General features: G+C 43.1%; 8 protein-coding genes. 4 read left to right on the forward strand and 4 right to left on the reverse strand.

Annotated features, from left to right (window positions below):
* Positions 1-94 precede the first annotated feature (94 nt).
* Entirely contained in the window at positions 95-724 is a 630-nt protein-coding gene (gene pdxH / locus PALPR_RS00485) for a pyridoxamine 5'-phosphate oxidase (protein ID WP_013443629.1), read from the forward strand.
* A gap of 141 nt (positions 725-865) precedes the next feature.
* Complete coding sequence (locus PALPR_RS00490) at positions 866-2,197, forward strand: DEAD/DEAH box helicase (protein WP_013443630.1); 1,332 nt, start codon at positions 866-868, stop codon at positions 2,195-2,197.
* A 118-nt stretch (positions 2,198-2,315) separates the two neighbouring features.
* Here the strand turns inward: PALPR_RS00490 and ppdK are convergent, their stop codons facing one another.
* Positions 2,316-5,039, reverse strand: a complete 2,724-nt coding sequence (gene ppdK, locus PALPR_RS00495; protein ID WP_013443631.1) for a pyruvate, phosphate dikinase — start codon at positions 5,037-5,039, stop codon at positions 2,316-2,318.
* Positions 5,040-5,558: 519 nt separating this feature from the next.
* On the opposite strand from ppdK, the gene clpB reads away from it, so the two are divergent.
* A complete protein-coding gene (clpB, locus tag PALPR_RS00500; protein ID WP_013443632.1) occupies positions 5,559-8,150 on the forward strand; it encodes an ATP-dependent chaperone ClpB in 2,592 nt (863 codons plus the stop codon).
* 287 nt (positions 8,151-8,437) lie between these two features.
* Positions 8,438-9,010: a YceI family protein gene (locus tag PALPR_RS00505; protein ID WP_013443633.1), complete on the forward strand. Its 573-nt coding sequence runs from the start codon at positions 8,438-8,440 to the stop codon at positions 9,008-9,010.
* An 82-nt stretch (positions 9,011-9,092) separates the two neighbouring features.
* Here the strand turns inward: PALPR_RS00505 and PALPR_RS00510 are convergent, their stop codons facing one another.
* From PALPR_RS00510 to PALPR_RS00520, 3 genes are all read right to left on the reverse strand, one after another.
* Positions 9,093-9,755: an endonuclease III domain-containing protein gene (locus tag PALPR_RS00510; RefSeq protein WP_013443634.1), complete on the reverse strand. Its 663-nt coding sequence runs from the start codon at positions 9,753-9,755 to the stop codon at positions 9,093-9,095.
* A gap of 126 nt (positions 9,756-9,881) precedes the next feature.
* Complete coding sequence (locus PALPR_RS00515; RefSeq protein ID WP_013443635.1) at positions 9,882-10,730, reverse strand: sugar phosphate isomerase/epimerase family protein; 849 nt, start codon at positions 10,728-10,730, stop codon at positions 9,882-9,884.
* Positions 10,731-10,815: 85 nt separating this feature from the next.
* Positions 10,816-12,198, reverse strand: coding sequence for a carbohydrate porin (locus PALPR_RS00520; RefSeq protein WP_013443636.1), 1,383 nt, complete (start codon positions 12,196-12,198; stop codon positions 10,816-10,818).
* Positions 12,199-12,306: the final 108 nt, after the last annotated feature.

Consider the following 12,306-nt stretch of genomic DNA (forward strand, 5'->3'; position numbering starts at 1 on the left):
CATATAAACCAATTGAATAATAAATTGTTTATTAAGATGTGAATTCAAACCATATTAGTGCCACAAATTTTCTTTAGGATTAAAGTTAAGAGTCATGCTTCGAGATATCAGAAAACAATATTTTTTTTCTTCGTTAGATGAGAGTAATGTGTTGCCTAATCCATTTGACCAGTTTGAAACATGGCTTCAGGATGCCATAGAAAGTGATCAGTTGGAACCTACTGCTATGATTCTTTCCACAGTTGATGAACACTTACAATCCCATTCGAGGGTGGTTTTACTCAAGGAACTTACGCTTGAAACTTTTATATTTTATACCAACTACGAAGGTCATAAAGCTCAACAAATGGCTTTAAATAACAGAGTTTCATTGGTCTTTTTTTGGCCTGCACTCGAAAGACAGGTTCGGGTTGAAGGTGTAGTGGAGAAAATCAGTGAGGTGCTATCCACTTCGTATTTTAAATCCCGTCCTGTGGACAGTCAGCTGGGTGCATGGGCTTCTCCACAAAGTCAACTTATCCGTTCAAAAGATTTTTTAGAAAAACAGTTTCAGTATTATCAGCAAAAATTTGGTAAAGAGATACCTAAGCCGCCGCATTGGGGTGGGTATGCTGTAAAACCAACAGCCATTGAATTTTGGCAAGGCAGACCGAACCGGTTGCATGATCGGTTGTTGTTTACCAGGGAAGCTGATGAATGGAAAATCTCACGGTTGGCACCGTAATTAGTTGGCAATTGATAGTTGATAATTGATAATTGTCTTTATAATCAGTGGTTTAGGATTTGAATTTCAGATTCTGATACATTTAGAGTATCTTTGTCACAAATTCTGTCAACTATCAACTGTCAACTATCAACTGCAATAATGACTTTTACCGACTTTAATATTAACTCACCGCTTCTCAATGCCCTTTCAGACTTGGGATTGACTCAACCTACCACGATTCAGGAAAAAGCTTATCCAGTAATTATGTCCGGTAAGGATATGGTGGGAATAGCGCAAACAGGAACCGGAAAGACTATAGCTTACCTGCTGCCTTGTCTGCGTCAATGGAAATTTACGAAAGAAAAACATCCTCAGATTTTAATAGTTGTTCCTACTCGTGAACTTGTTATTCAGGTTGTTGAACAGGTTGAAAAACTGACCACTTATATGAGTGTTCGGGTAGTGGGAGTCTATGGAGGTGTAAATATGATTCGTCAGACTCCGCTGGTTGTAGCCGGTGTGGATGTTTTGGTTGCCACTCCCGGTAGATTATTGGATTTGGCGCTCAATGGTAGCCTGAAGCTCAAATCGATTAAACGATTTGTGATTGATGAGGTGGATGAAATGCTGAATCTGGGATTTCGTCCTCAGTTGGTTCGCATTATCGACTTGTTGCCAACAAAACGTCAGAACCTGATGTTTTCAGCGACTATTTCGGAAGAGCTAAAAGATTTGGTTCACGATTTCTTTGTTGAACCACTTGAAATTGAAGCTGCTCCAACCGGTACGCCACTTGAAAATATCAAACAGATTGGATTCCGTGTACCAAACTTCTACACCAAGGTGAATATGTTGGAATTCTTGCTGAACAATCATCCTGAATTTTCCAAGGTGCTGGTGTTTACTTCTACGAAGAAACTCGCTGACGCTTTGTATGATGAGATTGCCTCAAAGTTCCCTGGTCAGTTTGGTTTGATTCACTCTAATAAGAGCCAGAATAACCGTTTTGAATCCATGAGAGGTTTCAAGGAAAGTGAATATAGAGTGTTGATTGCTACGGATATTGTGGCTCGTGGTTTGGATATTTCGGATGTATCGCACGTGGTTAACTTCGATGTTCCAGAAGTTCCGGAGAATTATATGCACCGTATAGGCCGAACCGGACGTGCTGATAAAAAAGGCGTTGCATTGACTTTTATCACCAAAGCCGACAAAGAATACCGTGAAGCGATAGAGGCGCTGATGAATAAAAAAATTCCGATGACAGCCATGCCCGAAGAAGTGGAGGTGTCAAAAGAGCTGACCTTGGATGAAATGCCGCAAGTGACTATGAAAAATACGCTGGTAAAACTTCCCAAGAAAGAAGAAGGAGGGGAGGCTTTTCATGAGAAAAAAGATAAGAACAAAAAAGTAAATATGAAGGTACGCCGGGCGGCTGCCATGAAAATAAAATATAAGAAGCCCAAAACTAGAGGACAGAAGACTAAATAGTTAGTAGTCGGTAGGTTTTTAGACTGTAGTACCAAGTATAACACAAAACAGGCTATCTCTATACGAGATAGCCTGTTCTGTTTTTAGGCGTAAAGGTTTAAAACCTTTGCTCTTAATTTTAATCTCTCAATGCAGCTTGTGCAGCAGCCAAACGGGCAATAGGTACGCGGAATGGTGAGCAACTTACGTAATTCAATCCAACCCGATGGCAGAACTCAACAGATGATGGTTCACCGCCATGTTCACCGCAAATACCGACTTTTAGACTTGGGTTTACTGCCCGCCCATTCTCAGTGGCCATTTTTACTAATTGACCCACACCGTTTTGATCCAGTACCTGGAACGGATCGGCTTTCAGAATCTTCTTTTCGAGATAAATTGGCAAGAACGAAGCAATATCGTCGCGCGAGTAACCAAAGGTCATCTGAGTCAGGTCGTTAGTACCAAATGAGAAGAACTCAGCAGTGGCGGCTATTTTAGCTGCTGTAAGAGCTGCCCGCGGAATCTCAATCATTGTTCCCACTTTAAACTCTATGCTGTCACCTTTTTCTGCGAAGAGTTTAGCGGCCGTTTCGCGGATGATAGTATCTTGCTCGATAAACTCGAATTTAATACCTACCAGCGGAACCATAATTTCAGGAATAACTTTGATACCTTTTTTCTTCAGTGCCAGTGCTGCGCCCAAAATAGCGCGGGTTTGCATTTCGGTAATTTCAGGATAAGTGTTTCCCAGACGACATCCGCGGTGACCCAACATTGGGTTTTGTTCGTGAAGCGAATCAACACGTTGTTTGATAACTTTTATCGAAACGCCCATAGCCTCTGCCATCTCACGTTGTCCTTTTTCATCGTGCGGTACAAACTCGTGCAACGGTGGGTCAAGCAAGCGGACCGTAACCGGGCAACCGGCCATGGCTTCGAAGATACCTTCAAAGTCGGCTTCCTGATAAGGAAGGATTTTAGCCAATGCTATACGACGACCAGCTTCGTCTTCGGCCAAAATCATTTCACGCATGGCTTTAATTTTTTCACCTTCGAAGAACATATGTTCTGTGCGGCAAAGTCCGATACCGGTAGCTCCGAATTTACGGGCAACCTGAGCATCGTGAGGTGTATCGGCATTGGTGCGAACAGTCATTCGGGTATGTTTATCAGCCAATGTCATTAATTCGGCAAAGTCTGCATCCAATTCAGCTTCCATTGTAGCCACTTTTCCTAAGAAAATGTCACCGGTAGAACCGTTCAATGAAATATAATCGCCTTCTTTTACAACCAATCCATCCACTTCCATGGTTTTGGTTGTATAATCAATTTTCAATGTGCCGGCTCCTGAAACGCAACATTTACCCATACCGCGAGCCACAACGGCAGCGTGCGAAGTCATACCGCCACGGGCAGTCAGAATTCCCTGAGCAGCAGCCATACCGGCTAAGTCTTCGGGCGAAGTTTCCACACGAACCATAATTACTTTTTCGCCACTGGCAGCCCAATCGGCAGCATCATCGGCGTTGAACACCACGCGACCTGAAGCAGCTCCGGGCGAAGCAGCCAGTCCTTTAGCTATAAGTTTGGCTTCTTTCAGTGCTTTTTTATCGAAAACAGGGTGAAGTAATTCATCCAAGCGGATAGGATCAACGCGCAGAATTGCAGTTTTTTCGTCAATCATTCCCTGACGAAGCATATCCACGGCAATTTTTACCATGGCAGCACCCGTACGTTTTCCGTTGCGGGTTTGCAAGAACCACAGTTTACCTTCTTGTACGGTAAATTCCATGTCCTGCATATCTTTGTAGTGATTTTCGAGTTTGGTTTGAATAGCATCCAGTTCTTTGTAAATAGCTGGCATAGCTTCTTCCATCGAAGGATAGTTGGCCAAACGGTCTGCCTCCGATATTCCGGCTAATTTAGCCCAACGTTGCGAACCTTCTTTGGTAATTTGTTGTGGTGTACGGATTCCAGCTACCACATCTTCGCCCTGCGCATTAATCAGGTATTCGCCAACAAACTGATCTTCGCCTGTTGCAGCATCGCGACTAAAGCAAACACCTGTTGCTGAAGTATTTCCCATATTGCCAAAAACCATCGATTGAACGCTGACAGCAGTTCCCCATTCGGCAGGTATGCCTTCCATTTTGCGGTATAAAATTGCACGGTCGTTCATCCACGAATCGAACACGGCACATACTGCGCCCCAAAGTTGTTCGTAAGCAGAATCCGGAAAATCTTTTCCGGTTTGCTTTTTTACAGCAGCTTTAAATTTTGCAACCAGCTCTTTCAGGTCGTTTACATTAAGCTCTGTATCCAGCTTTACGCCTTTTTCTTCTTTTACGTGTTCTATTATTTCTTCAAAAGGATCTATATCATTTTTATTGACAGGCTTCATGCCCAGTACCACGTCACCATACATTTGTACAAAGCGGCGGTACGAATCCCAAACAAAGCGGGGGTTTCCTGTTTTGCGGGTCAGTCCTTCCACCACTTCGTCGTTTAAACCAAGATTTAAAATGGTATCCATCATCCCCGGCATAGAAGCGCGTGCTCCCGAACGTACCGAAACTAGTAGCGGATTTTCTACATCGCCGAATTTTGAATTCATCAAAACCTCAACTCCGGCCAAAGCTTTTTCTACTTCAGGTTTTAATAATGCCACCACCTGATCTTTACCCAGGCTGTAATACTCCGAACAAACGTCGGTAGTAATAGTGAAACCGGGAGGAACAGGCACTCCAATTAAATTCATTTCTGCGAGATTTGCTCCCTTTCCTCCGAGCAAGTTTTTCATGTCTGCTTTACCTTCGGCTTGTCCGTTGCCAAAGGTATAGACTCTTTTTGTGTTACTCATATTAGATTTTTATTAGAAAATTGGTTATGTGATTTCCTTTTTAAGAATGGCAAAGTTAGTTTTTTTTATGAAAAACAAAACTCAAAATCGTTTTTTTTTGATAAATGTAAGCTATGCAACATTATTTAACTGTTCGTATGGAGTCAAAATTTTGTACAAGTCTTCTTACTTATATTTCAATTGAATGAAAATAAGTGTATTAATTGCAGTTTGTTTTTATTCAAAGCCTGATTAATATGCCCAGATTTATACTTGTCGCTGACAAAATGATAAAACTAGCAGTTTTGCATCAGAATTAGTCAAACTTTTCTCTGTATAGGAAATATAACTGCTTGTTACATGAAAATCTGACAGTGTTGAAATTCTGAATTCTGACTTATTGTCTTGAATTTAAGCTGTTTTAGTGCTATAACAAGACATTTCTTGTAATTTGAAGACATTGGTCGCATATTTGAGCGGAACAGGCAAAACGGATCTGTATTTTAAAAAGAAATTGATTTAGAATTAAAAAACAAAACTATGAACTTAAATAACTTTACGCTGAAATCTCAGGAAGCTGTACAGGAAGCTGTTGAACTGGTACAAGCTAATGGTCAGCAGGTAGTAGAAACTCCTCACTTGTTCAAAGCAGTAGTCCATAAAGGTGAGGACATAACAAAATTTTTATTCGGTAAGTTGGGCGTTAATGCTTCGGCGCTTGAAGCTGTTGTTGATAGCCTGATAGCCGGTTTACCGCGGGTGTCCGGTGGTGAGCCTTACCTGAGCAGAGAGACCAACGCCGTGTTACAAAAAGCTACGGCGCTTTCATCCAAGGCCGGTGATCAGTTTGTGTCGTTGGAGTATTTACTCTTAGCGCTTATAGCCGAAAGAAATGCAATGACCAAGGTGCTCAAAGATGCCGGATTATCAGAATCTGAATTACAAAAAGCCATTATGGAACTCCGAAAAGGAGCGAAAGTAGATTCGGCTACAGCCGAAGAAAGCTATAATGCGCTGAACAAATACGCCATTAACCTCAACGAACAAGCACGTGCCGGTAAGCTGGATCCTGTGATTGGGCGTGATGAAGAAATCCGTCGGGTGCTTCAGATATTGAGCCGTCGTACCAAGAATAATCCTATTTTGATAGGTGAGCCTGGTGTGGGTAAAACCGCCATTGCCGAAGGGCTTGCACATCGTATTGTTCGCGGCGATGTACCTGAAAACTTGAAATCGAAACAGATTTTCTCGCTCGATATGGGTGCGTTGATTGCCGGTGCTAAATACAAGGGTGAGTTTGAAGAAAGACTGAAAGCCGTAGTGAATGAAGTGATCAAAGCCGATGGTGAAGTGATTCTGTTCATTGACGAAATTCATACCTTGGTGGGAGCGGGCAAGAGCGATGGAGCCATGGATGCTGCCAACATACTGAAACCCGCACTGGCACGTGGTGAGCTGAGGGCTATCGGTGCAACTACGCTGGATGAATATCAAAAGTATTTTGAAAAAGATAAGGCGTTAGAACGTCGTTTTCAGCTTGTAACTGTAGATGAACCGGATGTACCGAGTACCATTTCCATTTTACGTGGACTGAAGGAACGTTATGAAAATCACCACAAAGTGAGAATCAAAGATGATGCAATCATCGCTGCGGTGGAACTATCGAGCCGGTATATTACCAATCGGTTTTTGCCTGATAAAGCCATCGACCTGATGGACGAAGCGGCTGCCAAACTCCGGCTAGAGGTGGATTCTGTGCCCGAAGAACTGGATATTATCGACCGTAACATTAAACAGTTGGAGATAGAACGAGAAGCCATCAAGCGCGAAAACGATACCCGTAAACTGGCTCAGCTCAACGAGGAAATTGCCAACCTGAAAGAAGAGGGTAAAGAGATGCGTGCCAAATGGTCGAGCGAAAAGCAGCTGATAGACGGTATTCAGCAAACCAAGGTAGACATTGAAAACCTGAAATACGAAGCCGACAAGGCTGAACGCAACGGCGACTACGGACTGGTGGCGGAAATTCGTTACGGAAAGATAAAGGCTGCCGAGGAACAGATAGCTCAGCTGCAAACCAAACTGGCTGCTATGCAGGGAGCACACGCTCTGATAAAAGAGGAGGTGGATAGCGAAGACATAGCCGATGTGGTAAGTCGCTGGACAGGCATTCCGGTAAAGAAAATGCTGCAAAGCGAAAAAGATAAATTGCTGCATCTGGAAGACGAGCTGCACAAGCGTGTGGTGGGTCAGGAGGAAGCGATAGCTGCGGTTTCGGATGCTGTACGTAGAAGTAGGGCAGGACTGCAAGACCCTAAGCGACCTATCGGTTCGTTTATATTCCTTGGTACTACCGGTGTGGGTAAAACCGAGCTGGCTAAAGCGCTGGCCGAATACCTGTTCGATGACGAAAACATGATGACGCGTATCGATATGAGTGAGTATCAGGAGAAATTCTCCGTTACCCGTCTGATAGGGTCGCCTCCGGGATATGTGGGCTACGATGAAGGTGGGCAGCTGACCGAAGCCATACGACGCAAACCGTATTCGGTCGTGCTTTTCGATGAGATAGAAAAGGCACATCCCGACGTGTTCAACGTGCTGCTGCAAGTGTTGGACGACGGACGTTTGACGGATAACAAAGGCCGGTTGGTGAACTTCAAAAACACTATTATCATTATGACTTCGAACATCGGGTCGTCGCTGATACAGGAAAGTTTTGAAGGAATGACCGATAAAAATCAGGCTGAAATTGTCGAGAGAACCAAGCTGCAGGTATTCGAACTGTTGAAACAAACCATTCGTCCTGAGTTTTTGAACCGTATTGACGAACTGGTGATGTTTGCGCCGCTCAACGAAACACAGATTGAAGAAATTGTTCGTTTGCAGATTTCGATTATACAGCATACGCTTGCGGGCAACGGTGTACAACTGGAGCTGACCGAGGCTGCCGTGCAGTATATAGCTGCTGAAGGTTTCGATCCTCAATTTGGAGCGCGCCCGGTGAAACGTGCCATACAGAAATATGTCCTTAACGACTTGAGCAAACAGCTTATTGGCGGAGCGGTACATGCCGATCAAACCATAGTGGTAGATTACGACGGAACACGGTTGGTGTTTGGAAATAAATAATCGTAGAGACGCAATACTTTGCATCTCTAACCTACACGCACGGCCGTGCGTCTCTATAAGAATAAACAAACAACCCCGAATGAGATTCATTATTCGGGGTTATTTGCTATTGTAAAAAGAAGAATAATAGCAGATAAAATCCATAAGAATAATCTTAAATAGGCCTTATGTCGGATTTTTGCATTCATTCTCCGTATTTTGATACTTCGGGTACTGTTTGCTAACTGTAATTTTGCAGCATAGAAATTAATAATCGTATTTAGTAATAACAAATAAAAACAAATCGTATGAAAAAGATTCTTTTTAGCATTTTAGCATTGTCATTGTCATTGGTAGCTTCGGCTCAACAATCGTGGTCGAACGACCCTATGCACTCTCGTTTAGGTTTTGTGGTGAAACACCTTACCATTTCTGAAATAAGCGGACAGTTTAGTAATTTCACTGTCAAAGTAAAAACAACTAAGCCTGATTTTATGGATATGAAGGTAAGTGTAGTTGCCAAAACCGCCAGTATCTCTACCGGAGTTGAAATGCGCGATAACCACCTGAAAACTGCAGATTTCTTTGATGTGGAAAAATATCCTGAGCTGACATTCGAAAGCACTTCATTGAAAAAGATTTCGGATAAAAAGTTTGCTCTGAAAGGTAACCTTACGTTGCATGGCGTGACTAAAGTGGTGACGCTGAATGTGACTTACTTCGGTACTGTTGTAAATCCAATGAACCAGAAAAGTACTTCCGGATTTCATATTACTGCAACGGTTAAGCGCTCGGACTTTGGTATTGGACCTAAATTTCCTGAAGCTGTGGTTAGCGACGTAATTAGAATTGTAGCTGATGCCGAATTTAGCAAGGAATAATCGCTCTAACTTTATCACACAAAAATGCAAACGCTGTTTTAGAGTGTTTGCATTTTTTGTTTTTGGTTGTTTGACGTAATACCTAAAACAATGAAGGCTCATTGGTTTTTCCGGCCTCTTCGGTAATTCCGTTGTGAAAATTGCAGACTGCGCTCATCACGCAACTGTCGCACTTAGGGTGGGAGGGACGGCACACTTCGCGACCCATAAACGAAATAGCCATTCCAATATCGTTCCAACGCTCGCGCGGTACGATGGACATAAGCTGTTTTTCTATCTTCTCCGGCTGTGTGCCGGTAGCTATTCCTATTCGTGGAGCAACACGTACCACGTGCAGGTCCACTATAACCCCTTCGGCTTCGTTGCCCGATTCGCGAATAATCACATTGGCCGATTTTCGCCCGATACCGGGCAGCTTAGTAAGCTCAGACATCGTGGTAGGTATGTTATCGTCATCGCCTACCTGCTGCGCCAGTTTCACCAGCCAGCCTGCTTTATTCCCAAAGTTGCGAACCGTGCTGATGTGTTGATGCAATTCTTCCGCACTTGCTTTTGCCAAACTGTTTATAGATGGATAAGCTTCGAAAAAAGCCGAAGCCAGTTCGTTGATGTGCTTGTCCGAATCCTGTGCCGAGAGTATCACCAACACTAATAATTGATAACGGCTTTTATAATCGAGTGGATGCTTGCGGTTAGCGTATTGTTGCATCAATAGTTCCAGATGTTCTTGCCAGTTTTGTTTCATGATAGGTTGGTCGTATTTGTTTTACAAATATATCAACAGTTTTCGATATTCAACAGTTTATATAAGGTAATAAAAAAAAGAAGCTCATTTCTGAACTTCCTTTCTTTTCCTGAGATAAATGGGAATCTAGTTTTTGTACCATTTATCCACCATTTTCTTCATATAAGCAAGGCTACCCTTGGCCAAATCTTCCGAGTTATATTTGGACGGTCTCCACAGTGAGGTAGGTCCAACCAGCTCTTTAATTTCCGAAGAAAAGTTTTCAAGCACCAATGGTCCCTGGTAGTTAATTTCAGCTAGTCCACGGAATAAATCATCCCAATGAACGTTGCCTTCGCCCAGCATACCGCGGTCACTTTCTGTGATGTGCAGATGTTTCAATCGGTTGCCGGCATTAATAATCGGGTTGTAGAAGTTGGGTTCTTCGATGTTCATGTGGAAGGTGTCCAAATGCACCCCGATATTGTCGGTTCCGATAGAATCTATCATTTCCAACACCTCTTCAGCGGCAGTAAATACATAGCTTTCGTAGCGGTTAATCGGCTCCGGAGCAATGGTGATATTGCGCTCACGGGCATAAGCAGCTACTTCGGCAAATATCTGTTGAACGATGAGGCGTTCTGCATTTGTACACGGTTGACCTGTAAACTGACCAATAGCAGAATGTAGCACACCACCCAGAAAATCGCCATCCATTTCAGCCACTTTGTCGATAGCTGCTTTCATAATGGCTGTTGCTTTTTCGGGATAAACCGGTAAATGGCAATTGGCAGGTAAATTCAAGGTACATCTTCCGACAATACCGTAATTGTCGAGTTGTTTTTTTACAGTTTTTGTATCGATATTCAACGATGCAGGCAAAATAATTTCCAGCATATCGAAACCGTATTCCGCTGTTTTCCCAATAGCATAAAGTCCTCCTTCTGGGCTCCAGCCGGGAATAAATGATAATATTGTTGTTCCAAATATAGGCATAATGGTATGTTTTTAAATGTAAAATGTAAAATGTGGAAAGGAAAAACTATGAACTGATCACTGTTAACTGATCACTGTAAACTGATTAAAACAGCCACCATTCCGTTTTTACCCCGATATAGGTTCCCCAACGGTTTTGGTTGATTTGCAGATAGGGTGAATAATGGTTGTTGCGTGCATAATCGTTGTAACGGGCTGCCGAAAATACGAGACGAATGTGTGGTCTGCACCACGGGTCGCGTTTGCCAAGTGCTGCAATAGTGGGTGCAAAGGAGAATTTCCACATACCGGCTTCCGGATTGTCGCCATCTTTTCGTGTAGCGTAGTGTGCTTCTCCAATCAGGTGTAACCAATCGGTGGCATAATACAACAGCCTACCGCCGATAACAATATCCCGTTTTCGATTATACATTTGGGTGCCATTAAAGTATGTATCCATATTGGAACCTGATGAACCGCCATGACTTTGGGTGAATACACCATAACCATTTACACTTAAGTTTCTCGACAGGTTCAACAGAAAATGTTCCACCGTGGTAAACGAGTATGCACGAGTATATTTACCATTTGCATCCGGCGGACCATAGGTTGCCCATGTCCATGTATTTCCATTATCACCACCATTGGCTATTCCGGTTCCGTATCGAACCGCAAATTGATTGAATGAGCCGGGTAGGGGAGTCTTTAGCGGATTGTTGAACTTTATTCCTGCCACCCAACCGTGGTCTGCAGCATACGCTCTCGATGCATTTTGTGACGATGCCGGTACGGAGTGAAATTCACCCAATAGTTTAATCACGCTTCCATCGTTGAACTTAAAGCGGTGCTCAGCTATCCAAACCATTCGCTGGCGAATAGCAGGATTGCTGGCTCCTGCAACGGTAACAGCGTAATTATAAGGATACACACCGGCAGAATCTGTAGATGCAGGCATCAGTAACGAAAGTTCGGTGGTTTTATAGCTTACGCCGAATCCCTGAGCCGAATGATCATCGAAATAGAAATAGTCGCAAATGTGAATGTCATCGTACCGGCGAAAGCGAACTCCTGCCCATGCAGACCATCGGCTACCCATAATATTGCGTGCTTCAATGTAGGTTTCGGGTAGAATTATGGTCAACCCTTTATCTGTGCGGGTGCTGGTATTACCCATAAACTGCCCGTTAGCCGAATACATACCTAACCGCACCTGAAAAGTGACGTTGGTACTGTCTTCTCCGTTGAGTTTGGGCGTAAAATGTATGGCAGGTAATATATCCATATAATCATTTTGCTCCATACGTCCTGCTAAAGAGCCTTGCCCCGATAGATTCAGCGGCTTCCATTGTGTACCTTCTCCGTTTGGCGATAACCCAACACCTATACGTCCGGTTGTTCCCAACGAAAAGTTGGTGTTGGTTATTACCACTTGCGAAAAAACGCAGGTAGGAAATATACAAATCAATAATATAATAAGTGTGTTTCTCATGGCATTGCCTGTTTAATCGTTTAAACAAAGAACTAAAAAAATTATTAACTTTGTAGTTGAAGTTTCCAGATAGTCAAATAATCCAGATAATAATCCGTTTGCCGATAT

It is taken from the genome of Paludibacter propionicigenes WB4, from assembly GCF_000183135.1.
GTDB classification, from domain to species: domain Bacteria; phylum Bacteroidota; class Bacteroidia; order Bacteroidales; family Paludibacteraceae; genus Paludibacter; species Paludibacter propionicigenes.